At 68.8% G+C, this 25,743-nt stretch carries 25 protein-coding genes, 1 pseudogene and 1 riboswitch; of the genes and pseudogenes, 13 read left to right on the top strand and 13 right to left on the bottom strand.

Annotated elements, in window-relative coordinates:
• Positions 1-29: 29 nt before the first annotated feature.
• The 10 genes from ACGFU7_RS10715 to ACGFU7_RS10760 form a co-directional block, all read right to left on the bottom strand.
• The gene (locus ACGFU7_RS10715; protein WP_393694338.1) at positions 30-896 is read right to left on the bottom strand and encodes a thioesterase family protein; all 867 of its coding nucleotides are present in this window, start codon (positions 894-896) and stop codon (positions 30-32) included.
• 93 nt (positions 897-989) lie between these two features.
• Positions 990-1,661, bottom strand: coding sequence for a trimeric intracellular cation channel family protein (locus tag ACGFU7_RS10720; protein ID WP_393694340.1), 672 nt, complete (start codon positions 1,659-1,661; stop codon positions 990-992).
• 18 nt (positions 1,662-1,679) lie between these two features.
• The gene (locus ACGFU7_RS10725) at positions 1,680-2,912 is read right to left on the bottom strand and encodes an ABC transporter ATP-binding protein (RefSeq protein ID WP_393694886.1); all 1,233 of its coding nucleotides are present in this window, start codon (positions 2,910-2,912) and stop codon (positions 1,680-1,682) included.
• 35 nt (positions 2,913-2,947) lie between these two features.
• Complete coding sequence (locus ACGFU7_RS10730) at positions 2,948-4,048, bottom strand: ABC transporter ATP-binding protein (RefSeq protein WP_393694342.1); 1,101 nt, start codon at positions 4,046-4,048, stop codon at positions 2,948-2,950.
• Positions 4,045-5,046 (bottom strand): ABC transporter permease, encoded by a 1,002-nt coding sequence (locus ACGFU7_RS10735; protein ID WP_393694888.1) that lies wholly within the window; start codon positions 5,044-5,046, stop codon positions 4,045-4,047. Before ACGFU7_RS10735 ends, ACGFU7_RS10730 begins: the two co-directional genes overlap by 4 nt.
• Before the next feature lie 144 nt (positions 5,047-5,190).
• Complete coding sequence (locus tag ACGFU7_RS10740; protein WP_393694344.1) at positions 5,191-6,963, bottom strand: ABC transporter substrate-binding protein; 1,773 nt, start codon at positions 6,961-6,963, stop codon at positions 5,191-5,193.
• Between the two features lie 95 nt (positions 6,964-7,058).
• The gene (locus tag ACGFU7_RS10745; protein ID WP_393694346.1) at positions 7,059-8,063 is read right to left on the bottom strand and encodes an ABC transporter permease; all 1,005 of its coding nucleotides are present in this window, start codon (positions 8,061-8,063) and stop codon (positions 7,059-7,061) included.
• Positions 8,064-8,511: 448 nt separating this feature from the next.
• A complete protein-coding gene (locus tag ACGFU7_RS10750) occupies positions 8,512-9,294 on the bottom strand; it encodes an enhanced serine sensitivity protein SseB C-terminal domain-containing protein (protein ID WP_393694348.1) in 783 nt (260 codons plus the stop codon).
• Positions 9,295-9,474: 180 nt separating this feature from the next.
• Complete coding sequence (locus ACGFU7_RS10755) at positions 9,475-10,245, bottom strand: enhanced serine sensitivity protein SseB (protein ID WP_393694350.1); 771 nt, start codon at positions 10,243-10,245, stop codon at positions 9,475-9,477.
• Positions 10,246-10,323: 78 nt separating this feature from the next.
• A complete protein-coding gene (locus tag ACGFU7_RS10760; RefSeq protein ID WP_393694352.1) occupies positions 10,324-11,001 on the bottom strand; it encodes an AAA family ATPase in 678 nt (225 codons plus the stop codon).
• Positions 11,002-11,160: 159 nt separating this feature from the next.
• A riboswitch (glycine riboswitch) is annotated at positions 11,161-11,258 on the top strand.
• A gap of 140 nt (positions 11,259-11,398) precedes the next feature.
• Between ACGFU7_RS10760 and gcvT the strand changes: the two genes are divergently transcribed.
• The 4 genes from gcvT (at position 11,399) to ACGFU7_RS10780 (ending at position 15,824) form a co-directional block, all read left to right on the top strand.
• Positions 11,399-12,514, top strand: a complete 1,116-nt coding sequence (gene gcvT, locus ACGFU7_RS10765; RefSeq protein ID WP_393694354.1) for a glycine cleavage system aminomethyltransferase GcvT — start codon at positions 11,399-11,401, stop codon at positions 12,512-12,514.
• A 91-nt stretch (positions 12,515-12,605) separates the two neighbouring features.
• A complete protein-coding gene (gene gcvH, locus ACGFU7_RS10770) occupies positions 12,606-12,983 on the top strand; it encodes a glycine cleavage system protein GcvH (RefSeq protein ID WP_266748730.1) in 378 nt (125 codons plus the stop codon).
• A gap of 19 nt (positions 12,984-13,002) precedes the next feature.
• Positions 13,003-14,262: a serine hydroxymethyltransferase gene (gene glyA / locus ACGFU7_RS10775; RefSeq protein WP_393694356.1), complete on the top strand. Its 1,260-nt coding sequence runs from the start codon at positions 13,003-13,005 to the stop codon at positions 14,260-14,262.
• A 179-nt stretch (positions 14,263-14,441) separates the two neighbouring features.
• On the top strand, positions 14,442-15,824 hold the full coding sequence (locus tag ACGFU7_RS10780; protein ID WP_393694358.1) for an L-serine ammonia-lyase: 1,383 nt from the start codon (positions 14,442-14,444) through the stop codon (positions 15,822-15,824).
• A 116-nt stretch (positions 15,825-15,940) separates the two neighbouring features.
• On the opposite strand, the gene ACGFU7_RS10785 is transcribed toward ACGFU7_RS10780, so the two are convergent.
• Positions 15,941-16,162 carry a hypothetical protein gene (locus ACGFU7_RS10785; protein ID WP_393694360.1) on the bottom strand — a complete coding sequence of 74 codons (222 nt, stop codon included), beginning with the start codon at positions 16,160-16,162 and terminating at the stop codon, positions 15,941-15,943.
• A gap of 321 nt (positions 16,163-16,483) precedes the next feature.
• Here ACGFU7_RS10785 and ACGFU7_RS10790 point away from each other — a divergent pair, with 321 nt between their 5' ends.
• The 8 genes and pseudogenes from ACGFU7_RS10790 (at position 16,484) to ACGFU7_RS10825 (ending at position 22,080) form a co-directional block, all read left to right on the top strand.
• The gene (locus ACGFU7_RS10790) at positions 16,484-17,107 is read left to right on the top strand and encodes a chloramphenicol phosphotransferase CPT family protein (protein ID WP_393694890.1); all 624 of its coding nucleotides are present in this window, start codon (positions 16,484-16,486) and stop codon (positions 17,105-17,107) included.
• A gap of 184 nt (positions 17,108-17,291) precedes the next feature.
• Positions 17,292-17,525, top strand: coding sequence for a hypothetical protein (locus ACGFU7_RS10795; RefSeq protein ID WP_393694362.1), 234 nt, complete (start codon positions 17,292-17,294; stop codon positions 17,523-17,525).
• 387 nt (positions 17,526-17,912) lie between these two features.
• On the top strand, positions 17,913-18,362 hold the full coding sequence (locus ACGFU7_RS10800) for an ADP-ribosyltransferase (RefSeq protein WP_393694364.1): 450 nt from the start codon (positions 17,913-17,915) through the stop codon (positions 18,360-18,362).
• Entirely contained in the window at positions 18,302-18,469 is a 168-nt protein-coding gene (locus ACGFU7_RS10805; protein WP_393694892.1) for an ADP-ribosyltransferase, read from the top strand. Before ACGFU7_RS10800 ends, ACGFU7_RS10805 begins: the two co-directional genes overlap by 61 nt.
• Before the next feature lie 14 nt (positions 18,470-18,483).
• The gene (locus ACGFU7_RS10810) at positions 18,484-18,882 is read left to right on the top strand and encodes a hypothetical protein (RefSeq protein WP_393694366.1); all 399 of its coding nucleotides are present in this window, start codon (positions 18,484-18,486) and stop codon (positions 18,880-18,882) included.
• Between the two features lie 34 nt (positions 18,883-18,916).
• Entirely contained in the window at positions 18,917-19,711 is a 795-nt protein-coding gene (locus ACGFU7_RS10815; protein ID WP_393694368.1) for a DUF6508 domain-containing protein, read from the top strand.
• 13 nt (positions 19,712-19,724) lie between these two features.
• Positions 19,725-20,575: pseudogene (locus ACGFU7_RS10820) on the top strand (DUF6177 family protein); the annotation flags it as partial.
• A gap of 527 nt (positions 20,576-21,102) precedes the next feature.
• Entirely contained in the window at positions 21,103-22,080 is a 978-nt protein-coding gene (locus ACGFU7_RS10825) for a terpene synthase family protein (protein ID WP_393694894.1), read from the top strand.
• Positions 22,081-22,265: 185 nt separating this feature from the next.
• Here the strand turns inward: ACGFU7_RS10825 and ACGFU7_RS10830 are convergent, their stop codons facing one another.
• Positions 22,266-23,450 carry a serine hydrolase domain-containing protein gene (locus ACGFU7_RS10830; RefSeq protein ID WP_393694370.1) on the bottom strand — a complete coding sequence of 395 codons (1,185 nt, stop codon included), beginning with the start codon at positions 23,448-23,450 and terminating at the stop codon, positions 22,266-22,268.
• Positions 23,451-23,744: 294 nt separating this feature from the next.
• Here ACGFU7_RS10830 and ACGFU7_RS10835 point away from each other — a divergent pair, with 294 nt between their 5' ends.
• Positions 23,745-25,061, top strand: a complete 1,317-nt coding sequence (locus tag ACGFU7_RS10835; protein WP_393694372.1) for an MFS transporter — start codon at positions 23,745-23,747, stop codon at positions 25,059-25,061.
• A 59-nt stretch (positions 25,062-25,120) separates the two neighbouring features.
• Here ACGFU7_RS10835 and ACGFU7_RS10840 read toward each other — a convergent pair whose 3' ends face one another.
• Entirely contained in the window at positions 25,121-25,723 is a 603-nt protein-coding gene (locus tag ACGFU7_RS10840; RefSeq protein ID WP_393694374.1) for a TetR/AcrR family transcriptional regulator, read from the bottom strand.
• Between the last annotated feature and the right edge of the window lie 20 nt (positions 25,724-25,743).

Raw genomic sequence — 25,743 nt, forward strand, 5'->3', positions numbered from 1 at the left:
CCCCTGTGACCCTCTGGGTCCCGCGGCGGCTATGCGCGCGGCGCCCGCGCCAGTTGGCGGGACTGGGCAACCAGCCGGTCCGCGCTGTCCCAGACGTCCGCGTCCTCCTCCAGGAAGCCGCCCGCGAGGTTGCGGGTGGTGATGGAGACGCGCAGCGGGCCGGGGGCGGGGCGGCAGCGGATGTGAGTGGTGAGTTCGATGGTCGGCGTCCAGCCCTTGAGGCCCAGCTCGAACGAGGTGGGCGGCAGCGCGTCGACGGTGAGCAGCAGCGAGAGCGGGTCGGCGTCGCGGCCGTCCGCGAGGCCGAACCAGCCGCGCATCTCGCCCTTGCCGGAGGGTGCGCCGACGGCCCAGCCGATCGTCGCCGGGTCGAGCTTGATGTCGAGCCGCTCGGTGATGGCGGAGCTGCCGGGGATCGGGGCCGGGCCGTCGCTCGGGCCGAGGCAGTGCTCCAGCGGCGGGATGGCCGGCGGCTTCGCCGATGTGCGGACCTCGTCGGACAGCGCGTCCAGGTCGCCGTAGGTGGCGATGACGCGGATGCGCTCGACCTCGGTGCCGTCCTTCGCGTACTGGAAGAGGGAGGCCTGTCCGGTGGAGAGGGTGCGGCCGGTGCGGACGGTCTGGGTGCGGATCACCGCGGGGCCCGGGGTGGACGCGGTGAGGTAGTGCGCGGAGACCGAGAAGGGGTCCGGGTGCGGCAGGGCCTCGCCGAGTGCGCGGCCGAGCATGGCCAGCAGATAGCCGCCGTTGACGGCGTGGATGATCGTCCATCCGGCGGAGAGTTCGGCGTCGTAGACGCCCTCTTCGCGAAGGGTGACGGCGGTGTCGCGGTCGAACTCGCTGTCCCCGATGGTTGCCTGCGCGGTCCGCGCCGCCTGCTCTGCTGCCTGTGCCATGCGATGCACCGTACACCGATTGTGTTACTGAGCGGTAGCTTTTTTGTGGCCGGAAGATGTCGGCGCACGGCATCGGCCCGTCGCGAAGTCGTGTCAGGTGGCCGCGGAACCCTCCTCGGCCGACGCCGACCGCCGGTTGTAGGCGCGCGGGGCCCGCAGGTGGTAGCGCATCGAGAGCAGCCGCAGCACGAAGGCCACGATCACCGCGGTGCCGCTGGTGAACGCGTTGAGCACGTCGAAACGGATGCACAGCACGATCATGGTGGCGCCGACGATCGCGGGCACGGCGTACAGGTCCCGGTCCCAGCGCAGCAGCGATGGCACCTCGTTGGCCAGTACGTCGCGCAGCACACCACCGCCGACCGCGGTGGCGAGCCCCAGGGCCGCCGATGCGGTGAGGCCGAGGCCGTAGTCGTACGCCTTGACCGTGCCCGTGACGCAGAACAGCCCGAGGCCGGCCGCGTCGAAGACATTGACGCCCACCTGGATTCGCTCGACGTGCGGATGCAGGAAGAACACCAGGACAGCGGCGAGGAGCGGGGTGGTGAAGTAGCCGAGATCCGTGAACGCCGCGGGCGGGACCGCCCCGATGATGATGTCACGGAACAGCCCCCCGCCCAGCGCGGTGACCTCGGCGAGTACCGCGATGCCGAAGACATCGAAGTTCTTGCGTACGGCGAGCAGAGCGCCGGAGATCGCGAAGACGAAGATTCCGACGATGTCGAGCGCATGCTGGACGGAGGGCGTGAACAGTTCGTTGAGCACCGGGCAATTGTGCCGGTACTACTCCTTCGGGTTGTCCTCCGGCGTATCGGACGATGCGGCGCCGTCATCCGCTGCGGCCTCGTCGGCCTCCGCCTTCTGCACTGCGCCGGCTTCCGGCTTCTGCACCGTGGCAGATTCCGGCTTCTGCACCGTGACGACCTCGATCGCCTCGCGCGCCGCCGCCGTCACCGTCTCCCCCGGCGCCTGGTCGGGCGCGTTCTCCGGGTGGTGGCAGGCCACCTGGTGCCCGGTCTTCAGCGCGACCAGCGGCGGTTCCTGCGTCTTGCAGATCTCCGTCGCCTTCCAGCACCGGGTGTGGAAGCGGCAGCCGCTGGGTGGCGAGATCGGCGACGGCACGTCGCCCTTCAGCAGGATGCGCTCGCTCTTGGCCGAACGGCGCTTCGGGTCCGGGATCGGGACCGCCGAGAGCAGCGCCTTGGTGTACGGGTGCATCGGCGCCTTGTAGAGCGACTCGCGGTCGGCCAGCTCCACGATCTTGCCGAGGTACATCACCGCGATCCGGTCCGAGACGTGCCGGACGACCGAGAGGTCATGGGCGATGATCACGTACGTCAGACCCAGCTCGGCCTGGAGATCGTCGAGCAGGTTCACGACCTGCGCCTGGATCGAGACGTCCAGCGCCGACACCGGCTCGTCCGCCACGACCAGCTTGGGGTTGAGCGCGAGCGCGCGGGCGATCCCGATGCGCTGGCGCTGACCGCCGGAGAACTCGTGCGGGTAGCGGTTGTAGTGCTCGGGGTTGAGGCCCACGACCTCCAGCAGCCGCTGCACCTCCTTCTTGACGCCGCCCTCGGGCGTGACGCCCTGCAGCTTGAAGGGGGCACCCACGATCGTGCCGATCGTGTGCCGGGGGTTCAGCGAGGAGTACGGGTCCTGGAAGATCATCTGCATGTCGCGGCGCATCGGGCGCATGGCGCCGACGCCGAGGTGCGTGATGTCCCTCCCCTCGAACTCGACCTTCCCCGCGGTGGGTTCGAGCAGCCGGGTGATCAGCCGGCCCATCGTCGACTTTCCGCAGCCGGACTCCCCGACGACACCCAGGGTCTCGCCCGAGTGCACCTCGAAGTCGATCCCGTCGACGGCCTTCACGGCACCGGCACTGCGCTGCAGCATCCCCTTCTTGAGGGGGAAGTGCTTCTGCAGCCCGGTCACCTTGAGCAGCACCTCGCGGGAGGCTGCGTCCTTGACCGCCGCGCCGCCCCCGGCAGACCTCTGCGCCGGAACGTCCACGCCCTTGTCCTCGCTCGTCACGGCCTTGTCCTCGCTCACAGCTTGGGCGCAATCTCTTCGGTCCAGATACGCTCCCGCTGCTCCTGCGACATGTGGCAGGCCGCCCAGTGCCGGCTGCCGACTTCCTGCAGCTCGGGCCGTACGGTGCGGGTCACGTCGTCCTTGGGCACATCCGCGTACGGGCAGCGCGGGTTGAAGGCACAGCCCGACGGGATGTTGATGAGCGACGGCGGGGAGCCCTTGACCGGGATGAGCCGGTCGGTCTGGTCGCGGTCGAGGCGCGGCATCGAGCCCAGCAGACCCCAGGTGTAGGGGTGCCGGGGCTCGTAGAACACCTTCTCGGCCGGTCCGCGCTCGACGCAGCGCCCGCCGTACATCACCAGGATGTCGTCGGCGAGCTCGGCCACGACGCCCAGGTCGTGGGTGATGATGATGACCGCGGAGCCGAACTCCTTCTGCAGATCCCGGATCAGGTCGAGGATCTGCGCCTGGACGGTCACGTCCAGCGCGGTCGTCGGCTCGTCGGCGATCAGCAGCTCGGGGTTGTTGACCAGCGACATGGCGATCATCGCGCGCTGGCGCATCCCGCCGGAGAACTCGTGCGGGTAGCTGTCGATGCGCTTGTCGGGCTGCGGGATGCCGACCCGGTCGAGCATCTCGATCGCACGCCTGCGGGCGGTCTTCTTGTTCACGTCGTGATGGACCCGGTACGCCTCCACGATCTGCTTGCCGATCGTGTAGTACGGGTGCAGCGCGGACAGTGGGTCCTGGAAGATCATGGCCATGTCGCGGCCGCGGAGCTTGCGTACCTCGTTGGGGTCGGCGGACAGCAGTTCCTTGCCGTCCAGCCAGATCTCGCCGGAGACCTGTGCCTTGCGCTTTCCGTACTGGCCCGCGGTGTGCAGGCCCATGATGCCCAGCGACGTGACGGACTTGCCGGAGCCGGACTCGCCGACGATGCCGAGAGTCTTGCCCTTCTCCAGCTGGAAGTTGAGCCCGTCGACGGACTTGACCAGGCCGTCGTCGGTCGGGAAGTGCACCTTGAGGTCGCGCACTTCGAGGAAGGCGGTGGGAGCGGGCGAGCCGGCCGGGGCGGGTTCGCCCAGCGCGGCACCGCTCTTGTGCAGTTCGGTCATCCCAGCCTCACTCGCGGGTCGATGACGGCGTACAGAATGTCGACGACGAGGTTGGCGACGGCGATCGCGAGAGCCGCGAACAGTGTGACGCCGAGGATCACGGGCAGGTCCTTGTTACTGATGGCCTGGACCGCCGCGAGACCGAGCCCCGGCAGGTTGAACGTGGACTCGGTGAGGACGGCGCCACCGAGGAGCACGCCGATGTCGAGGCCGAAGACGGTGAGGATCGGCGTCATCGCGGAACGCAGGGCGTGCCGGGTGATGACGGCGCCCTCGCCCAGACCCTTGGAGCGGGCGGTACGGATGTAGTCCTCGCCGAGCACTTCGAGCATGGTGGCTCTGGTGAGCCGGGCATACATCGCGGCGTTCAGGAAGGCGAGCACGATCCACGGCAGGATCAGTGTCTGGAACCAGGTGCCGATGCTGTCGTCCGTGGAGAGGTTGTCGGCGATGTGCACCCAGCCGAGGTTGTGCACGAAGAGGCCCATCGCGACCATGCCGGTGAAGAAGATCGGCAGGGAGACGCCGGCGAGGGCGGTGGTCATCGCGGCACGGTCCCAGATGCTGCCGCGCCGCAGCGCGGACACCACACCGGTGGCGACGCCGCCGAGGAGCCACAGGACGCAGGCACCGGCGGCGAGCGCACCGGTGACGGGCAGGGCGTCCTTGAGGGTGGTCCAGACCGGTACCTCCGTGCGGAAGGAGTAGCCGAAGCAGGGTGCGGCGCAGTGGGTGACGTCGTCACCGTTCGCGTAGTCGCGCCCCATCGGGATGCCCTTGACGAAGTCCCAGAACTGGACGAGAAGGGGGTCGTCGAGACCCAGTTTGATCCGGATGCCCGCGAGCTGCTCGGCACCCGTGGCCTTGCCGGCGAAGAGGACGGCGACGTCCTGACCCGCCCACTTGGGCAGCATGAAGAAGATGGTGAAGGTCGCGAGCAGTACGACGAGCACCATGATGACTACGGCGAACAGGCGCCGGATGAGATAAGCAAGCACTGTGCGCGGCCCGGCGGTGGCCGGGAACCCCTTGTGGGGGCTCCCGGCCACCACCACGGCCATCACCTGCCCTTCGGACTGGCGGGTTTCGGCGGCGGTGGGGCAGTCAACCGGGTTGACTGCAAATGCTGTTGGCTACAGCGACTACTTGACGACGCCGAGCGAGACGTAGTCGTAACGTCCGCTGTAGGCGTCGGACATGTAGACGTTGGTCAGTCGTTCGCCGCGCCAGGTGATGTTCTTCTCGTAGATGAAGGGCATCCAGTCGGCCTGGTCGAGGATCCGCTTGTCAAGAGCCTTGTAGATCTCGCCGGCCTTGACCGCGTCGGTCTCCGCGATGGCGTCGTCGAAGAGCTTGTCGATCTGCGGGTCCTTGAGCTGCGACTCGTTGTAGTTACCGGTCTCGGCGAGGAACCGGCTGTCCCACAGCGGCTGGCCGAAGCCCTGGCCGGACGGGAAGTCCGGGCCCCAGCCGCTCATCGTCATGCCGTAGCCGCGCTTCTTCACGACGGACGGCGAACCGGTGATGCTGGACGACTCGGCGCCGTCGATCGGGTCGACCTCGATCTTGATGCCGACCTTGCCGAGCTGCTCCTGGAGCGCCTCGGCGGTGTCGACCTCGCCCGGGTTGTTGTTACGGGCGGTGAGCTTGGTGGAGAAGCCGTTCGGCTGGCCGCACGCCTTCAGCTCTTCCTTGGCCTTGGCCTCGTCCGGCTTGCCCTTGCGGGCGAGAACGCCGTACGGGTCGTAGTCGCTGTGACCCTTGATGGAGGTCGGAAGCGTGCTGTTGGCGATCTCGCCACCGGCGATCTCGCCACCGCGGGTCTGCTGGAGGCCGGCGAAGTCCGTGGCGTAGAAGACGGCCTTGCGGCAGTGGACGTCGTCCAGCGGCTTCGCCGTGTGGACGAGCGCGACGTAGCGGACGAAGGACGTCAGCATGTTGTCGACGCTGTCCTTGTGGTCCGAGACGGCGGTGACGCGGCCGGACTGGGTCATGCCGGTGCCGTTGAGGTCGACGTCGTAGTCGCCCTCCATCAGCCTCTTGTCGTTCTCCTCCAGGTTGGCGGAGATCGTCACGGTGACCTTGTCCGGCAGCGCGGCGCGCACCGGGTCCGAGGACTTCTGCCACTTGTCGTTGCGGACGAGCACGATGCTCTTGCCCGGCTTGTACGACTCGAACTTGTACGGGCCCGAGGAGAACGGCCGCTGGGTGTACTTCGCCTTGGTGTCCTTCGCCGCCTTCACGGGCGTGCCGGACGGCATGGCGAGGAACTGCTCGAAGTCACCGTTGGGCTTGGGCAGCTTGAAGATGACGGTGCTGTCGTCGGGCGTCTCGATCGCCTTCAGGCCGAGCTTGTCCGCGGACGAGTCCTTGTAGGGGCCCTTGTACTCGCCCTTGGGGTCCAGCGTCTGCTTCAGGTACTGCGGGCCACCGGTGATGGTGTCCGTCGCCCAGATGCGCTCGATGCCGTACTTGACGTCCTGGGAGGTGACCTTGGAGCCGTCCTCCCAGGTGATGCCGGGACGCAGCTTGTACGTGTACGTCTTGCCGCCGTCGCTGATCACACCGGGGCCGGTGGCGAGGTCGCCGACCAGCTTGGTGGAGGCGGCGCCCGGCTTGGTGTCGTACGTGACCAGCTGGCGGGTGTAGAAGCGCATGAAGTCCCAGGCCATGCCGTAGTAGGCACGCTGGGGGTCGGCGGAGTCGAGGTCCTGCTTGCCGACCATCTTCAGCGTTCCACCCTTTTTGGTGGACGCGTTGGCGACCTTGTTGAACGCCGCGTTGAAGCCGGCGCCCTTCGACTTGCTGTCGCCGCTGTCGCCGTCGCCGCCGCCGCACGCCGAGGTGGTCATCAGCGCCGCGACCACGAGGGCCGCACCAGCGGTGAGCCGTCGTTTCGAGGTAACTGTGGACATTTTCTCGCAACCTCCGAGATCGCGGTCCCAGGCCATTGCTTGCCGGAGAACCATGGGAAGAGCCACCTGACAGTGCGGCAGGGGCAAGTCGTGGGCTATCGGGTCCCCTTGGGATCCAGGGCGTCGCGCAGCCCGTCCCCGAAGAGGTTGAAGGCCAGTACGGTGATGAAGATCGTCACGCCGGGGAAGACCATGAACATCGGGTCGTGCTCGTACGTCTCCAGGGCGTCCCGCAGCATTCCGCCCCAGGAGGCCGTGGGCGGCCGGACACCGGCGCCGAGGAAGCTGAGGGCCGCTTCGGTCAGGATGTTGGTGGGGATCATGAGCGTCGCGTAGACGGTGATCGGTGCCACCAGGTTCGGCAGCAGTTCGCGGAAGAGGATGTGCACCCGCCCGCCGCCGAGGCTGCGTGCCGCTTCCACGTACTCGCGTTCACGCAGCGAGAGCGTCTGGCCGCGGACGATGCGTCCCACGTACGGCCATCCGAAGAAGCCGATGACGGCGACGAGTACGGCGATGCGCACCCCGCTGCCGGTGAGGCCGAGCAGGTCGTCGGGGAGGACCGAGACGAGGGAGATGATGAAGAGGAGCTGCGGGAAGGACAGCAGCACGTCCATCACCCGGCTGATCACCGCGTCCACCCAGCCGCCGAAGTAGCCGGCGACGATCCCGAAGAGCGTGCCGAGCGCCACGGCGACCAGGGCCGCCAGGAACGCCACGAGCAGCGAGATCCGGGCGCCGTAGACGATCCGGCTGAAGATGTCGCGCCCCTTGTTGGGCTCGACGCCGAAGAGGTAGTCGCCGCTCACGCCGCCGAGGTCGCCCTTGGGGAGATTGGTCAGCGGGTCGAGCATCTCCTGGTGGAAGTCGTTCGGCGGGTGTCCGAGCAGGCTCACGATCAGCGGCGCGAAGACCGCCACCACGACCAGGACGAGCACGGTGATGCCGCCCGTCAGCGCGACCTTGTCCTGCTTCAGGCGGTTCCAGGCGATCTGCTTGAGAGACCGTCCCTCGACCTTCTTCACCCCGGAGTCGGCTGCGGGACCGCCGGTAGCGATCGGGTCCGCTTCCGTGGTCGGCTCGTGCAGTGGTGCCGTCATCGTGGCAAGGACCCCTCTCAACCGGCGGTGGCCGGGCCGAACTGGCCGCTGTGGCGGCGCGATCAGTCAGTCGTACGCAGAGGCGGCAAGACGCCCTTGCTGCGGGAGTCTTCATTGCCGTCGCGCGAGGTAGCCATACCGTCAGGCGAATGGATGCCTAACCGTGATGCGGTCAGGGGTGTTCCGTTATCCGGACGGAAGTGAACGCCCCTCGAACACAGGTCAGTTGAGGCGGAAGGGGGCACGCGCGTAGATTCGCGTCGCTTTCACCACCAGATACCCCCAGCACGGAAATCTCGGACATGAGGAGTTCGAGCCTGTGGTGAGGGTCCGGTCGGCGCACCGATTCACCCGAGCTTGGACGGGCACGGGTGGCCGCCTTCCGGAAGTCGGGTGCGTACAGCGACATTTCGGGTGCCGGGGACGTACAACTCCGCTGCCGGCAGGGTCAGTACGCGCCCTGCTGCGGCGGATAGCCGTAGCCCGCCACCGGGGCCGCCGGTGCGTGGGCCTCGCGGTCGTAGAACGGGCGGGAGTTGGCGCGCAGCCACATCGCGACCGGGTCGTACTCGTCGGACATCGCGACGGTGGAGACGGGCAGCCCCTCCGGGACCGCGCCGATCGACTGCTGCATCATCGCGCGCACCGCGTCGACCGAGGTCTGGCTCGTGTCGTAGAGGTCGAGACCGATGGCGAGATACGGGACGCCGAGCGCGGGCTGCACCCAGGCGCGGCGCAGCGAGCGGATCGCGGGGGTGTGATGGGCGTTCTGTGTGAGCAGGGCGTAGAACTGCGGGATCTCGATGGCCGGCTCGGTGAGCCGGAGCGGGCCGGCGGGCATCCGGTCGAGGCCGGTGGCGATCCGGCGCAGGTCCAGCCAGGGGATGCCGACGCCGCCGCCCGGGGCGTGCGGGTTGAGCCAGATGCCCCAGCGGTCGGGGAAGAGGGTGCGGGCGATGTCGCGGCCGCCGACGAGCTCGTGGGCCCGGTTCCAGCCGCTGGCCGAGAGCTCCTGGGCGGAGGTCACACAGGGGGCGTAGCCGAGGCCGTCGATCTCCATGTTCCCGTACTGGGCGTCGGGCGAGCCCGGCCGGCCGTGCCAGAGGAGCATCCAGATCCGGCCGTTCGCGAGGGCCTGCAGCAGTGCCTCGTACGCGTCGTAGCGCCCGGGCGTCACTTGGCGCAGCATGTGCTCGACCTGCCCGGCCGCCGCGGTGCCTGACGCACTCACCTGGTCCCGCCCCTCTTCGATCCACTGTGTCGGCCCGCCGCTCCCGGGGCACACGGGTGCGGCATGGTGCCGTGGCACCAGCCATCAAACCAGCTTATGCGCCGGTCCTGACACCGACTTGACGCCTCGGGTCGACGCCGTGATCCACTCCGGAGGCGTCCGCGTGCGCCGCGCCGGGCGCTACTGGCCCGCGCGCTGGTAGAACGGCCGGATCTTCTCCCGCATCCAGTCGCCGACCGGGTCCTGCGCCACATCGAGCAGGATCAGATTGACCGGCCAGGGCACCTCGGCCCGGCCGAGCGCACGGCCGAGGGCGTCCATCGGGGCGTTGCGCCCGGCGCCCTCCCAGGTGGAGAACTCGACGCCGATGAAGAGGACGGGCTCGCCGCCCTCGATGCTGGCCAGCGCCCGGCGGGCGGTGAGCACGACACCGCTCTCCTCGAATTCGCCGGCCGCCACGGAGAGGAAGTCGACGGGCTCCTCCTGCCAGGCCGGTTCGTACAGCCGGACCCTGCCTCCGCTGGCCGGTCCGTCCAGCGGGGTGCGTCCGGCGCGGCAGAGCTCGGCCACGGCGGGCGGCGGCAGCGGCAGCCCGACGGCTCCGCCCGGGTTCACCGCGATGCCGAGCTGCGGGGGCAGGCCGCGGGCGAACTCGCGGGCGGGCGCGACGGTGAAGGGCATTTGGGTGCCGGCGCAGCTGAGGAACTGCTGTTCGGAGCTGAATACGGGAACGTACGGAGCGCCCTCGATCTCCAGCGTGGGCAGGTCCAGGTCGGGGGAGTCGGGTCCGCCGCCGCCCGGCAGGGGCACCCAGACGTGGCTGCGCCCGAGCACCTCGACGAGCCGTCCGCCCGCCTCAGGGCTGCCCACCGAGGCCATGAGCACTTCTTCGAGCTCATTGGCCGGCCATCCGCTCTGCGGATGGGACTGGACCTGTGCCGGAATGTCCACTGCTTCCCCTTCTTGCCCGAGCCTTCCGGCAGAAGATTAACGTCCGGCCGCCAGGCCCTCCGGCCCCTCCCCCGGGCCTTATGCGTCCGCGAACGCGATCCGGCTCAGCTTCCCCGCCGCCTCCCGGTCCAGCAGCACCGCCGAAGCGCACCCGGGCGGCAGCAGGCCGGTCTCGGTGTTCCGCAGCAGCCTCCCCACCGCCCTTCGGTGCCGGGCGAACGCATATCCGGAGACGCCGCGTCCGCGCTCCCGCTGCCCCTCCCTCGCCGTCCGCGGTGTGACGTCGAGCAGGACGAGGTGCAGGACGCGGCCCCGGCGCCGCGCGTCACGCGCCAGCCAGCCGCGCACCCACGCCTGGGTTCCGCAGTCGTGGACGACGACGGACTCGCCGGAGCGCAGCGCCCGCCACAGCCCCCAGTAGTGGGCGAAACGGACAAGGGGGCGGTAGAGGGCGTACGGGAGTAAACGGGGCATCAGCCCCGCCCAGCGGTCACGGGTGTTTTGCGAGTCGATGGCGCGGGCCGTCGCCACCGCCCGCCGGATGAGCGTCGATTTACCGCTGCCGGGCAGCCCGGAGACCACCACCACGTCGCCTGCCGCGAAGTGCAGGCTGCGCGGGCTGCGCCCGGCCCGCTCCCGCAGATCCCGTACGACGGGCGCGTGCGTGCCGAGCGTTTCCGTGGCCGGAGCCCCTGGCTGTGCAGGCATCGCGCCGTGCGCGACCCCCGCGGTCGTCGCGTACCGCTGCAACGTCATCACCCTCCCCCTGTCGGGTCACCCCACGTATGCCCATGAAGTGTAAAGAAAAGGTAATGCGGCACAACCGTCCACGCCGCTGATTTCCCGAGAGGGACCGGGGCCCCACTCCGGCGCGATGCGTGCGATGATGACCCGGCCAACTGCATAAAGGCCGCTTGAATCCGCGCGGGAGAGTTCCGGTCACTGCATGTGCCGGGCGCCGAAGGAGCAAGTTCCTCCCTTGAATCTCTCAGGCCCCGTACCGCGTGGATGAGGCAGATCTGAAAAGCGGGCCGCTCTGCGGCTCCACCCAAGGTGCAAGCCGAACCCTTCAGGGGCTCTCGGCGAACCTCTCAGGTTCCGATGACAGATGGGGAGGGATCGTCCTCGTCGTCATGCCCTGGGAGCCATATCCATGAGCACCGCCCCCCGTCTCACCGCCCTCGATGCCCTGCACCGTTCGCTGGGCGCGACCATGACCGACTTCGCGGGCTGGGACATGCCCCTGCGGTACGCCAGCGAGCGCGACGAGCACAACGCGGTGCGCACCAGGGCCGGTCTCTTCGACCTGTCGCACATGGGCGAGATCACCGTCACCGGCCCCGAGGCCGCGGCCTTCCTGAACTTCGCGCTGGTCGGCAACATCGGCACCGTCGCCGTGGGCCGCGCCCGCTACACGATGATCTGCGCCGAGGACGGCGGCATCCTCGACGACCTGATCGTCTACCGCCTGGGTGACACCGAATACATGGTCGTCGCCAACGCCGGGAACGCCCAGATCGTGCTGGACGCACTGACCGCGCGGGCCGACGGCTTCGACGCCGAGGTGCGCGACGACCGCGACGCGTACGCGCTGATCGCCGTCCAGGGCCCCGAGTCGCCCGCCATCCTGGCCTCGGTCACCGATGCCGACCTGGACGGTCTGAAGTACTACGCCGGCCTGCCCGGCACGGTCGCCGGTGTGCCCGCGCTGATCGCCCGTACCGGCTACACCGGCGAGGACGGCTTCGAGCTGTTCGTAGCCCCCGAGCACGCCGAGCACCTGTGGAAGACCCTCACCGAGGCGGGCGCCTCGCGCGGCCTGATCCCGTGCGGGCTCTCCTGCCGCGACACGCTGCGCCTGGAGGCCGGCATGCCGCTCTACGGGAACGAGCTGACCACCGAGCTGACCCCGTTCGACGCCGGTCTGGGCCGGGTCGTGAAGTTCGAGAAGGAGGGCGACTTCGTCGGCCGCAAGGCCCTCCAGGCCGCCGCCGAGCGCGCCGAGACCGCCCCGCCCCGCAAGCTGGTCGGGCTGATCGCCGAGGGCCGCCGGGTGCCGCGCGCCGGTTTCTCCGTGGTCGCCGCGGGCGAGATCATCGGCAAGGTCACCTCGGGCGCCCCGTCGCCCACCCTGGGCAAGCCGATCGCCATCGCGTACGTGGACGCTGCGCACGCCACGCCCGGTACCGCGGGCGTCGGAGTGGACATCCGGGGCAGCCACGAGCCGTACGAGGTCGTGGCGCTGCCGTTCTACAAGCGCCAGAAGTGACATCCGCGCACCTCGGAAGTGACGCAGTCGCGTCTCACACCGTAAGACCACCGTTCATCAGCACTCCCCCGCGTACAGGAGAATTCAGGTCATGAGCAACCCCCAGCAGCTGCGTTACAGCAAGGAGCACGAGTGGCTGTCGGCCGTCGAGGACGGTGTGGCCACGATCGGTATCACCGAGTTCGCCGCCAACGCGCTCGGCGATGTCGTCTACGCCCAGCTCCCCGAGGTCGGTGACACGGTGACTGCGGGTGAGACCTGCGGTGAGCTGGAGTCGACCAAGTCGGTGAGCGACCTGTACTCGCCGGTGACCGGTGAGGTCACCGCCGCGAACCAGGACGTCGTGGACGACCCGTCGCTGGTGAACTCCGCTCCCTTCGAGGGCGGCTGGCTGTTCAAGGTACGTGTGGCGGAGGAGCCGAAGGATCTGCTCTCCGCCGACGAGTACACCGAGTTCTCCGGCAACTGAGACCCAAAGGGACCACCTGATGTCGCTTCTCAACTCCTCCCTCCACGAGCTGGACCCGGACGTCGCCGCCGCTGTCGACGCCGAGCTCCACCGTCAGCAGTCCACCCTCGAAATGATCGCCTCGGAGAACTTCGCTCCGGTCGCGGTCATGGAGGCCCAGGGCTCCGTCCTCACCAACAAGTACGCCGAGGGCTACCCCGGCCGCCGCTACTACGGCGGCTGTGAGCACGTCGACGTCGTCGAGCAGATCGCCATCGACCGCATCAAGGCGCTGTTCGGCGCCGAGGCCGCGAACGTCCAGCCGCACTCCGGTGCGCAGGCCAACGCCGCCGCGATGTTCGCGCTGCTGAACCCGGGCGACACGATCATGGGCCTCAGCCTGGCCCACGGCGGTCACCTGACCCACGGCATGAAGATCAACTTCTCCGGCAAGCTCTACAACGTGGTCCCGTACCACGTCGACGAGACCGGCGTCGTGGACATGGCCGAGGTCGAGCGTCTGGCCAAGGAGTCCAAGCCGAAGCTGATCGTCGCCGGCTGGTCCGCGTACCCCCGCCAGCTGGACTTCGCCGCCTTCCGCCGCATCGCGGACGAGGTCGGCGCGTACCTGATGGTCGACATGGCACACTTCGCCGGCCTGGTGGCCGCGGGTCTGCACCCCAACCCGGTGCCGCACGCCCATGTCGTCACGACGACCACGCACAAGACCCTCGGCGGTCCGCGCGGTGGCGTCATCCTGTCGACGCAGGAGCTCGCCAAGAAGATCAACTCCGCGGTCTTCCCCGGCCAGCAGGGTGGTCCGCTGGAGCACGTGATCGCTGCCAAGGCGGTCTCGTTCAAGGTCGCGGCGACCGAGGAGTTCAAGGAGCGCCAGCAGCGCACCCTGGACGGCGCCCGCATCCTCGCCGAGCGCCTGGTCCAGCCGGACGTCACCGAGGTCGGTGTCTCCGTGCTGTCCGGCGGTACGGACGTCCACCTGGTCCTCGTCGACCTGCGCAACTCCGAGCTGGACGGCCAGCAGGCCGAGGACCGGCTGCACGAGCTGGGCATCACGGTCAACCGGAACGCCATCCCGAACGACCCGCGGCCGCCGATGGTCACCTCGGGTCTGCGGATCGGTACGCCGGCCCTGGCCACCCGCGGTTTCCAGGCCGAGGACTTCACCGAGGTCGCCGAGATCATCGCTTCGGCGCTCAAGCCGTCCTACGACGCCGACGACCTCAAGGCCCGCGTGATCGCGCTGGCCGAGAAGTTCCCGCTGTACCCCGGCCTGAAGTAGGGGCGCAGGCCGTCCTGAAGTAATCCGGGACACAGTTCGTCACCTTTCGGGCGGGGCACCGCGCACACTGGTCAGTGGGCGCGGTGCCCCATCCCTTGTCCCCGCTGCTCTTCGGGCCGACCGGTCCGTACCGCATCACCCGGCAGACAACGGCGTCTACCAACCCTTAGGAGTCTCCCGTGGCCATCTCGGTCTTCGACCTGTTCTCGATCGGCATCGGCCCGTCCAGCTCCCATACGGTCGGCCCGATGCGCGCCGCCCATATGTTCGCGCGCCGGCTGAAGAACGAGGGCCTCATCGCCCACACCGCCTCCATACGCGCCGAGCTGTACGGATCGCTCGGTGCGACCGGCCACGGCCACGGCACCCCCAAGGCCGTCCTGCTCGGCCTGGAGGGCGAGTCGCCCCGTACCGTCGACGTGGAGTCCGCCGACGACCGCGTGGAGCGGATCCGTACCACCGGCCGGATCAACCTCCTCGGCATGCACGAGATCGACTTCGACGCCGACGAGCAACTGATCCTGCACCGCCGCAAGGCGCTTCCGTACCACGCCAACGGCATGACGATCTTCGCCTTCGACCACGAGGGCGCCCCCCTCCTGGAGAAGACCTACTACTCCGTCGGCGGCGGCTTCGTCGTCGACGAGGACGCGGTGGGCGAGGACCGGATCGTCCTCGACGACACCGTGCTGAAGCACCCCTTCCGCACCGGCGACGAACTGCTGCGGCTCTCGAAGGACACCGGTCTGTCCATCTCCTCGCTGATGCTGGAGAACGAGAAGACCTGGCGCACCGAGGACGAGATCCGCTCGGGTCTGCTGGACATCTGGCGCGTCATGCAGGCCTGCGTCTCGCGCGGCATGTCCCGCGAGGGCATCCTGCCCGGCGGTCTCAAGGTCCGCCGCCGTGCCGCGAACACCGCCCGCCAGCTGCGCGCCGAGGGCGACCCTCAGACCCTCGCGATGGAGTGGATCACCCTCTACGCGATGGCGGTCAACGAGGAGAACGCGGCGGGCGGCCGCGTCGTCACCGCACCCACCAACGGCGCCGCGGGCATCATCCCGGCCGTGCTGCACTACTACATGAACTTCGCGGCCGGCGGCGCCACCGAGGCGGAGAAGGAGGACAGCGTCGTCCGCTTCCTCCTCGCCGCCGGAGCCATCGGCATGCTCTTCAAGGAGAACGCCTCCATCTCCGGCGCCGAGGTCGGCTGCCAGGGCGAGGTCGGCTCCGCCTGCTCCATGGCCGCGGGCGCCCTCGCCGAGGTCCTCGGCGGCACCCCCGAGCAGGTCGAGAACGCCGCCGAGATCGGCATGGAACACAACCTCGGCCTGACCTGCGACCCGGTCGGCGGTCTCGTTCAGATCCCGTGCATCGAGCGCAACGGCATGGCCGCGGTCAAGGCCGTCACGGCCGCCAAGATGGCGCTGCGCGGCGACGGCACCCACAAGGTCTCCCTCGACAAGGTCATCAAGACCATGAAGGAGACGGGCGCGGACATGAGCGTGAAGTACAAGGAGACGGCGCGGGGCGGGCTCGCGGTGAACATCATCGAGTGCTGAGCGTTCATGTTGCGTCGTGCTGCGCGGCGACGTCCGGGCTGATCAGAGTGGTTGCGGCAGGGTAACCAGTACCACCCGGAGGCATCTGCCCACCGGCTGTCCACCGGTGCGGCCGTTCACCTGTCGGTTCGCGAGGGGATCCTCTTGTCCAGGATGGTCATCAGCATGACGGCGACGCCGATGCCGATGACGACGAGGGCGACGGCGTGGAATCCGGCGTCGGTCGCGGTGGATCCGAAGGCGATGCCGATGAGGCTGGAGGAGAAGATCGCGCCGAAGTACGCGAAGGTTCGGAACAGTCCTCGATCTTCCAGACGTCGGCGTGACCGTCGATCCACTGAAAGTGCTCAAGGGCGAGGTTTCGCGCAGGGGAGGGCATGATCGCGAGTCTTGCGACCATCGGTCACCACGGCCGGTAAATATCTCCGGGCTCCGTCGCACGACGCCCCTGCTGTCACCGGCGGCAGCTGAACACGCAGGACAGCACTTCGGAGGCGATGTGCATCAGCGAGGGGTCGCGGGTGACACGTGGCGCTGCGGCGGCACTACTGCCGTGCAGGAGAAAACTGTTCGTTGTGCCGGATGGTCTGGGGCCAGTAGGTTCGTGCCGTCGAAGATCGAGTGGTCTGGAGCCTGCGCACGATGCGAGAGCACGCATGATGACGAGTCCAGCCTCTGGGTTCGAGGGATCGGCCGGCTCACCGGAATCCGAGCAGGCAAACGGCGGACTGATCATCTTTTTGAACGGCACGTCGAGCTCGGGCAAGTCGAGCGTCGCCAGGGAGCTTGTCGGAGTCCTTGATGAGCCGTGCTTCTACATGCCCGTGGACGCGTTCCATGCCATGCGATCAGCACCTGAGATGACACCGGACCAGCTGAATGTCGTACTCAAGCGCACCTGGATGGGGTTTCACCGTGCGGTCGCGGGCATGGCTGCGGCAGGCAACATCATTGTCGCGGACCACGTCTTGAGCGAGCCGTGGCGCCTTCGCGATTGCCTGGCTCTGTTTTCCCCTCAGGACGTCGTCCTCGTCGGAGTGCGCTGCCCTTTGCCGGAGCTGGAACGCCGGGAGCAAGCGCGTGGTGATCGTCCGGCAGGGCTGGCTGCCCGCCAGTTCGACCGCGTCCATGCCCACGGCATCTATGACATCGAGTGCGACACCGGCAGTTCGAGCCCGCTCGAGTGCGCTCGGGAGATCAAGGAGTTTCTTCTCCGGCGGACGACCCCCACTGCGTTTGAACGCATGAGGCCAGTAAGTCTCGCCCAACCTGCGGTTGGGTGAGACCAAGCTTCTTTGCCGTCATGACCTGGCGCTCGCGCATGCGGTAAGTCGCCGTCCGGTGGTCCTGTTGCAAGTCAGCTCGGGCTCTGTCTGTCGTTGTGTGGAGCGCGACGTTCACTACCCGGCGTGCCTCAACGGGCCGGAACCGCACCCCCTTCCTCTCCGCCGATCCGGAACGTGAGCGATGTCTGAGAACAAGAGCGTCTGGGAAGTGCGGCTGGGTATTTACGCCACTCAGCAGCAGGCCGAAGAGGTCGAGGAACGCATCACCAGGCTGCTCTGCCCGGACCCCGATCACGCCCCGCCGTGCCCGATCCCCTGGTCGGTATCCCTCCTCCACGGGTCCGGGCTCGAGGAAGACGACTCGTATGCGGAGCTGATCGAACAGGCCGAGGCGGAGAAGCACCTCCGCCCGTAACCATCCGGACCCGCCCGACCATCCGGCGGTTCGATCGAACGGTCGCCGCTTGCGATCGTGCGTACGAGGTGAAGATCGGCTGAAGATCCCAGGGAACCCGGCCGCGCCGAGAAGACCCCCAGCCCTCCACGGCCGGGGCAAGTGCTCCGCCCTTGAACCTCATTGCCTGCCCCGGACCGCCGACGGCTCTGCCACAGCATCTCCACAGCCCTGAGGCCCTCGATTGCTTCAGCACCGTGGAGTTGACACCACGGTGCGGACGCGCCCGGCGCAGGCGGTACGGCGGACGACTTCAAGTACACGCCCCACGTGTCGGAAGCCGATTTCGACGCACTCTCCACCGCCGAGAAGCACTAGGTCGCCGCCGCCGAACTGACCGACGGCACCGTGCCGTTCGCGGACGACTTCGATGCGGTCCAGTACGGCCGGGACTACTGGAACGACTACGTGGACAACCTGGACCCGTCCGCACAGCAGGCGCTCCGGGACTACACGGGCGACTCGTTCCCCTCGTACAAGGACATGAACGGCTACCTGCGGAACGACCCCTACTACGGTCCCAGGCCCGAGGTGCTGCACGACATCGGCGAGATGGACCGGGTGATGTCGACCCGCCCCGTGCCCGAGGACGTCATGGTGGTGCGCGGCACGGGCATCGGGCACCTCGACCTCGACTCGTCTCTCGAAATGCTGGGTGGCACGTACGGTGACGAGGGTCCACATCGCTCGGCAACCACCCGGTACCCAGCTTCGCGGGCAAGGACGCCATCCTCCACCTGCGGGTCCCGGAGGGGACGCCCGCGCTGTGGCTGGAGAAGGTCAGCCAATACGGTGTGACCGAGCGTGAGATCCTTCTCGGGCGCGGCTCGGAGTACCGGGTGACCCGAGTCTTCGTGGACGAGGCCGGACAGGCCCAGGTGTACGGCGAAGTCCTGCCGAAGTGACAGAGGAAGAGTGCATGACCAGCGAGAACCGACCCAATCCGCGGTTCGAGGAAGACATGCAGCTCAAGCGGGTCGCCGGGCCGCCCCGCTACAACCGTGTCGCACAGGGGCCCGTGCAGTACGTGCGGGTCGCCGACAGCGACGGCGTGGTGATCGGCTACGTATGGGCCAATGACGAGGGGGACGCCGCCGGCTGGGTGACGCCGCAGGGGCTGGGGGCCGCCGCGATCAACGCCGGAGCCGCATGGCTCAGGAAGCTGCGGGACGCGAAGTCCCGCGGGATCGCTCCCACTGCCCTGCTCGCCGAGCTGGTCCGGGACACGAGTGACATCAAGGGCAGCGGTGTCGTACCCGGCTCGCCGGCCGAGGCCCCGTCGCTCGCCGAACTCAAGGAACTGGCAAGCGGGGGCTGAGGTCTCGCACCGACGCCCACGGCAAGAGCGGATCATGACGTACGAACCCGACGCACCGCGTTACCGCGGCGAGACCGACAAGCCGGTCCACCACCTCACCGTCGCCAACGCCCGCGGCGAGGCGATGGGCTACCTGTGGGCCAACGACGAGGACGACGCCGCCGGGTGGTGCCTGCGGCCCACCGGTGACCGGGCCGGGTTCAACGAAGGGCTTGAGTGGTCCACAAAGCTCAACGAGGCCAAGGCGCGCGGGCTCGTACCCACAGCCGCGCTCGCCGAGCTGGTCCGCGGCTCGGACCCGAGATGCGTCAGCCACATCGTCCCGGACTCCCTGACTGCGGCCCCGTCCCTGGCGGCGCTCACGGAGCTCGCCCACGTCGTGACCAAAGCCGACGACCGGCGTCTGCTGGCCCAGCTCGACCGTGAGAACGCCGACGCATGGCGCCAGTTGAGGGAAGGGCTCGCCGCGCTGACCGACGAGGACCGTGACGTGCAGTGGTCCAAGGGCGGGAAGCAGCCGGACGGCACCTGGCAGATGAGCTATCCGCTCCACAGCAGGCGGCTCGAACGCGTGGTCCGGGCGCTGCCCGCTGTCGGCGCCGTGACGCCCGCGTACCTCTGGCAGGACAATCCGCCGCCCACCGTGCCGCTCGACGGCCGGATGAGCCCGGCCGACGCCGTGCGCGCGGCCACGGCCGTGGTGCGCGGGGAGCGGTTCTCGGACGGGACGATCGCCCAGGCGGCGAGGGACGGACTCATCGACGCCGTGGCCGAGTCACTGTGCTCGTGGTACGAGACCGAGGTCGCCGGCACCCATGAAGATCCCTGACAATGACGATCTCCCCGCCGTACGCAACAGCCTGAGCGGCTGGCCCTCGCGCTGGGTGGTGCAGGACGAGAAGGACGGCTATTACGACGGCCTGTCCGGTGCCGTACTGCGTTGGCAGAACGGTCTGTTCGCACCGGCCGAGGCGGCCGACCCGGTCCCCGGGGACCCGCGCACGCCGGTGGCCGCCTCCTACCAGGAGGTCGCGAACACCGGCGAGCGTCAGCTGGCCGTCTCGTTCCGTACGGTCCACCCCGCGAACGGCCGGCTGGTGCTCGGCGGCGCCCTGGAGTCGGTGTGGCGCGAGCTGACCGGCGAGGCTCCGGCCTGCTGGGGCACCGCGGAGCCCGCCAGCCTCCCCTGGTCGCTGCGGCGGCTGACCGATGTCGCCTTCGAGAGGGCGCCCGAGCCGACCTGGATCGTGGTGGTCGGCAGCCCGGACCGGCCGGGTCTGGCGACGGTCCGCATCAGCCGCACGAAGGCGGGTGTGGAGGAGGACGTCACGCTGGCGTTCGGCTACGGCCCCGACGAGGAGCCGCCGCTGGACGCCCTGCCCCGGGCCGCGGAGGTGCTCGCCACCCGTCATCACCTGCAGTCGATGCTCGTCCAACTCCGCAAGGCCCGCCGCGACTTGGCCGTTCCGCCACGCTTCGAGGGGCCCGGTGTCCCGCCGGCCTTCGTGCTCGGCGCGGAGGAGGTCCGCGAGATGCCCGGCGACCGCGCCCGGCGCACCCCGCTGTCCGAGCCGCCGGTCCAGCTCGGCCCGAAGTCCCGTCCCGCGCTGTACTACCCGCTGCCGGGCGATCCGTCGGTCTGTCGGGGTGGCAGGACTTCGAGCGGCTGATGCGGCACCTGAAGGGTGCCTGAGCGAGGCGTCCCAACCCCTGGGTCAGGAAGTCCGGCCCAGGGGCTCACAGGCGTGTCCGGCCCGGGTGAGGTACGGCGGGGCCGATCGGCCTGAAATCGACGTGCCTCGCAGGCGTCCGCGCCGTCGGCACAGTGATCGCTCCAAGAGGTCACCAACTGCTCAGAGATGTTCAGTCGTTCGTGACGATCACGCAATTTCGGTCACAAATGCTTCCCTCTCTCACCCACAGGGGGTTGACTGTGGGTCACGCATGGTGATGCCGCCGTCCTGAGCCAAGGGCGATTGCCACCGCGGGCCCGTAAGCCCGGCCCCGATGCCCCGGCCCCCGGCAGAGGAGAGTGAGCAGGGATGACCGGCTCATCTCGTACGGTGACCTTCTGGCCAAGGGCGGATGGGAGCGGGCGGCCCGTCCCCGATGTGTACTGGCGCCGACGCGTGAATTCGATCAGATCCCCGTTCGTATCGTTCATCCGCATCGTCTCGACGAGGGGCACCAATGAGCCAGATTGCGCTGCCAGAGTTTCATATGCCGTTCCAGAGCACGGGATGCAATCCCGGCATCGAGGAGACCAGGAAGGCCACTTGGGAATGGGCCGAATCCAATGGTCTCGCGCTCTCCCCGATGGCCCGGAAGAAGATGGTCCGGACCAGGCCCGAACTCTGGATATCCCTCATTTTCCCCACTGCTTCACAGCAGCATCTCGATCTCTTCTGCCAGTGGCTCTTCTGGGCCTTCCTCGTCGACGACGAGTTCGACGACGGCCCCGCCGGACGTGATCCCCGCATGTGCGAGGCGGCGATCGACCGGCTGGTGGCGGTACTCGACGGCGAACAGCCGCGCGGCGCCATGGAGTACGCGCTCGTGGGCCTGCGGGCCCGGACGTACCACGACCGCTCGCCGCGCTGGATCCGGCAGTTCCGGCGCGACACGGTCTCCTGGCTGTGGACCTACTACGCCGAGGCGGTCGAGCGGGCCGCCGGGCAGGTGCCGACCAGGAACGAATTCGTGAAGCACCGGCGGGATTCGGTGGCCATGCAGCCCTTCCTGGATCTGCATGAGATCACCGCCGGAATCGACCTCCCGGAATCGGCCCGCAGCCTTCCCGCGTATATCGCTCTACGCAACGCCGTAACCGATCACTCGGGGCTCTGCAACGACATCTGCTCCTTCGAGAAGGAGGCGCTGCTCGGCTACGAGCACAATGCGGTACGGCTGATTCAGCGCGACAGCGGATTCACCCTCCAGGAAGCCGTCGACGAGGCCGGGGTGCAGCTCGCGGAGATAGCGGAACGGGTGCAGCGCGCCGAGAAGGAACTGATCGACGAAATAGAGGCGGCCGGGATCCACGGCCACACCCGGGCCGCGCTGGAGCGATGCGTGCAGGACTACCGAGGGCTGGTCCGGGGCGACTTCGACTACCACGCCCGCGCGGAGCGCTACACCCGTCCCGATCTGGTGGAGATCGACGAACGGGAGTCGCTGTCGCGGTACTTCGCCGCCTGACCGGCCGGCAACGGGTGGCACGGGGGCGGGAGGCCGGGGCCGGAGGCAGGAGGCCCGAGGCAGGAGGCCCGAGGCCCGAGGCAGGAGGCAGGAGGCCCGAGGCAGATCTCCGGAGGCCCGGCGGCAGGTCTCCGGAACCCCTGGGGCCGGAGACCCGGCCGCGGGTCTCCGGAGGCCGCGCCGCCTCAGCGGGTGCGCTGCAGGTGGGTGCCGATCTGTAGGAATGCTGAGACGAGGGGGGCCGCGGGTGCGACCGGGGACATGACCTGGGAGCCGTAGTGGACGATGACGGTCTCCAACTCGGGTGAGATGAACAGACGTTGGCCGTGGATTCCGCTGGCCATGTAGGAGTTGTAGGGGTCGTTCAGGATCCACCAGAAGTCGTGGTAGGAGAAGCCGGCAGGCGCGGTGGGGGGCGCGGCAGGGAAACGGACGCGCTTGGCGTAGCCGTCGGGGGCGTTGGGGATGGAGGCGGTCACGGCGGCGGGCAGGATCTGCCGGTCGGCGATGGCGCCGCCGCAGCGGATCATCTCTCCGAGGCGGGCCACGTCGCGGGCGGTGGCACTGAATCCGCCGCAGGCGGCTTCAGTGCCTTCGCTGTCGAGGGTGTAGTAGGCGTCTTCGTCGGCTCCGATGCGGGACCAGATGATGTCGCTGAGCAGGGCCGAGGTGGTGGCGCCGGTAATGCGGCGCAGGATTTCAGCGAGGGTTTCGACGTTGCCGTTCTCGTAGCGGAACTCTGTTCCCGGTGCAGCGGTGGCGCGTGCGGTGGTGAGGTGCTCGCGGATGCTGGTGGGGCCGCTGTAGCCGTACGGACGCAGGGGCGGTGCGATGACCGCGAAATAGCGCTGGGCCTCGATGGCTTTGTCGAAGGGGCGCCCGGCGTACGAGACGTGGGTTCCCATGTGCAGCAGGTGGTCAACGGTGCTGTCACCGAAGGCGGTTCCGGCGAGTTCGGGGATGTACGTGGAGGCTGCCGCGTCGCGATCGAGGATTCCCTGGTGGGCCAGCGTGGCTGCCAGAAGGCCTATGTACGACTTGGCCGCCGAGGCATTGAGGTGGGGGTCGTGCGCCTGCAGGCCGTGCAGGTAGGTCTCGTGGACGACGGCGCCGCGATGCATCACCAGGAGAGCGTCGGTCTGGGCGGCTTCGAAGACGTCGGGAAGGGTCAGGGCGCTGCCGTCGGGTGCGGTGATGGTGAGCTGGTCGATGCCGGCGGTGTCGGCCGGGAGACTGCGGGCCGCATCCTGTCCGCGCCCTACGCGTCGGCTGGGGCCCAGTTCGCGTGCTGAGGTGGTGTAACGGCGCACCCAGGCCGGGTCGGTGTAACCACGGGACCAGTGGAGATTCGCCAGCGGCGCGTCGGTCATCTGCACTCCTCGTTAAGCGACACTTTGAGCGCAACCATACACAGCGTTCAATTGATCCAAGGACCCACCTTCTGCACCACCACCCCACTTGCTGCAGAAGCATTGACCGGAAGCGGTCGCGGAGTTACGTTGCCGGACTAGCAGCCCATTAGTAGACGCTCTGTCCAGATGCTCTGCGGTGTCGTATCCCGGCCGGACTCACGGGGACGGGAAGGGCGCCGTCGTCTGCGGTCGCCTGATGCTCCCGCGGCAGAGCAGTCGCCCCCTGCCTTTCCGAGCCGCAGGAGTCCCCGCATGTCTTCACAGCCATCACCGCAGCTGACTCTCGACGCCTCCGGCGGGCTTGAGGCGCCGGCGTTCGACCGGCGTCGCGCCTGGCTGATCACCGCGATGATCGTCACGTTCATGATCGTCAATTTCGCGGAAAAGTCGGTGCTCGGCCTGGCGGCCGACCCGATCATGAACGAACTGGACATCAGCCGCAGCGCGTACGGCCTGATCTCCAGCGCCTACTCGATCCTGTTCAGCATCTCCGGGCTGCTCGTCGGCTTTCTCTCCGCACGCATCTCCAGCCGCGTCCTGCTGTTCGTGATGTGTCTGGCGTGGGGCATGGCTCAGCTGCCGGTCCTGATCGTGGCAACCGTGCCGACACTGGTCGCGGGCCGGGTGTTGCTCGGCGCGGCCGAGGGGCCGGCCACGCCGATGTCGATGCACGCCCTGTACAAGTGGTTCCCGGCGGAGCGCCGCAGCCTGCCGTCGGCCCTGCAGATCAGCGGCGGCGCGCTCGGCACGCTGATCGCAGCACCGGTGGTGACCTGGCTCATCACCCAGTTCGGGTGGCGTTCGGCGTTCGCCGTACTGGCGGCAACGAGTCTGGTGTGGAGCGCGGTGTGGTGGTTCGTGGGCCACGACGGCCCCCACGACCGGCCGGCCGCGCGCGTGCAGGCGTCCGGCGACGGTCCCGCACAGGCCCCCTACCGTCGGGTTCTGCTGTGCGGCACCGTGATCGGAAGTGTGGCCAGTGCGTTCGGCGCGTCGTGGGCAATGGCCATGAGCCAGGCCTGGCTGCCCTCGTATCTCAGGAACGAGCTGGCAATGAGTCCGGGGGCGGCGGCCTCGGTGCTCAGCGCCGTGGCCGCCTTCAGTTTCGTGCTACTGCTGGCGCTGTCCCCGGTGGTGGACCGGCTGGCCCGGCGGGGAGTGTCACTGCGCCGGTCGAGCGGTCTGCCGCAGGGCCTGGCCGTGGTGTGCGCAGGAGTGGCCATGGCGACGCTCCCGTTCGCAGGCTCACTGCCGGTCCAACTGGCCCTGGTCGCGGTCGCCTTCGGCGCGCACTCCATCGCCTTCCCCCTGCACTACATGACGGCCGCGGCAGTCGTGCCCGCCTCCCGGCGCGGCGCGCTGTTCGGCATCGTCGCCGCGACGGGGACGCTGCCGGGCCTGCTGGCACCTTCCCTCACCGGGCACCTGCTGGACACGGCGTCCTCCGAGAGCGCGGGCTATGCGCAGTCGTTCGTCCTGGCGGCGGCAGTCATGATCGTCTGCGGGCTGGTGGCGGTCTGCTGCATCCGCCCGGAACGGGACGCGGCGCGGCTCGGCGCGCCCTCCTAGAACAGACCGGGTGGCGCCCGCCCGGATCATGGCGGGTGCCGCCCGGCGCGGGCGCGGGTTCAGTCCTGACCGGGCGCGGTGTATCCGCTGGCCCAGTGCCGGCCGTGCAGGGCGAGGTCCAGGAGCATGCGCACGACCTCTTCGGCGGGCATGGGCGGGGTGTCCTGCTCGGCCCACCAGCGCAGCACGGCGACCTGCTCGCCGACCCACACCCGGGCCAGGAGGTCGGCGTCGATGCGCGGCTGGACGTTGTTGCGCTCGGCACGGGCCTTGAACTCCTTGGCCGTCGCGGCCGCGCAGGAATCCACGAACATCTGCAGGGGCTTGCCGTCCCCTTCGCCGCGCAGGACGACCCGGTAGAGGTCCCGTTCGTCGCTCACGTGCCGCAGCATCTCCAGCAGCGGTCTGCCGGTGAACCCGACAGCACTGCCGGTGAGCGCCGGCTCCAGGCGCTGCGCGAGCTGCTCGAGCAGCTCGGCGGTCACGCGCGCGAACAAGTCGTCCTTGCCCTTGAAGTGTGCGTAGAAGGTGGCGCGCGCGACATCGGCCCGTTCGGTGATGTCTTCGACGGTGAGCGCGCTGAAGCCGCGTTCCAGCACCAGCTCCACCAGTGCGCCGCCCAGCGCCCGGCGAGTGCGTCTGGTGCGCCTGTCCTCGGCCATGCGGCCCCCTTCGCTCTGTC

Origin of the sequence: Streptomyces sp. NPDC048473 (genome assembly GCF_043200155.1) — a bacterium.
Classification (GTDB): domain Bacteria; phylum Actinomycetota; class Actinomycetes; order Streptomycetales; family Streptomycetaceae; genus Streptomyces.

Bases quoted from the DNA above. Each gene is read 5' to 3' on its own strand.
- ACGFU7_RS10715 (WP_393694338.1), bottom strand. From the start codon at position 896: ATGGCACAGGCAGCAGAGCAGGCGGCGCGGACCGCGCAGGCAACCATC.
- ACGFU7_RS10730 (WP_393694342.1), bottom strand. From the start codon at position 4,048: ATGACCGAACTGCACAAGAGCGGTGCCGCGCTGGGCGAACCCGCCCCG.
- ACGFU7_RS10740 (WP_393694344.1), bottom strand. From the start codon at position 6,963: ATGTCCACAGTTACCTCGAAACGACGGCTCACCGCTGGTGCGGCCCTC.
- ACGFU7_RS10745 (WP_393694346.1), bottom strand. From the start codon at position 8,063: ATGACGGCACCACTGCACGAGCCGACCACGGAAGCGGACCCGATCGCT.
- ACGFU7_RS10760 (WP_393694352.1), bottom strand. From the start codon at position 11,001: ATGACGTTGCAGCGGTACGCGACGACCGCGGGGGTCGCGCACGGCGCG.
- gcvT (WP_393694354.1), top strand. From the start codon at position 11,399: ATGAGCACCGCCCCCCGTCTCACCGCCCTCGATGCCCTGCACCGTTCG.
- gcvH (WP_266748730.1), top strand. From the start codon at position 12,606: ATGAGCAACCCCCAGCAGCTGCGTTACAGCAAGGAGCACGAGTGGCTG.
- glyA (WP_393694356.1), top strand. From the start codon at position 13,003: ATGTCGCTTCTCAACTCCTCCCTCCACGAGCTGGACCCGGACGTCGCC.
- ACGFU7_RS10790 (WP_393694890.1), top strand. From the start codon at position 16,484: ATGACGAGTCCAGCCTCTGGGTTCGAGGGATCGGCCGGCTCACCGGAA.
- ACGFU7_RS10795 (WP_393694362.1), top strand. From the start codon at position 17,292: ATGTCTGAGAACAAGAGCGTCTGGGAAGTGCGGCTGGGTATTTACGCC.
- ACGFU7_RS10810 (WP_393694366.1), top strand. From the start codon at position 18,484: ATGACCAGCGAGAACCGACCCAATCCGCGGTTCGAGGAAGACATGCAG.
- ACGFU7_RS10815 (WP_393694368.1), top strand. From the start codon at position 18,917: ATGACGTACGAACCCGACGCACCGCGTTACCGCGGCGAGACCGACAAG.
- ACGFU7_RS10825 (WP_393694894.1), top strand. From the start codon at position 21,103: ATGCCGTTCCAGAGCACGGGATGCAATCCCGGCATCGAGGAGACCAGG.
- ACGFU7_RS10830 (WP_393694370.1), bottom strand. From the start codon at position 23,450: ATGACCGACGCGCCGCTGGCGAATCTCCACTGGTCCCGTGGTTACACC.
- ACGFU7_RS10835 (WP_393694372.1), top strand. From the start codon at position 23,745: ATGTCTTCACAGCCATCACCGCAGCTGACTCTCGACGCCTCCGGCGGG.
- ACGFU7_RS10840 (WP_393694374.1), bottom strand. From the start codon at position 25,723: ATGGCCGAGGACAGGCGCACCAGACGCACTCGCCGGGCGCTGGGCGGC.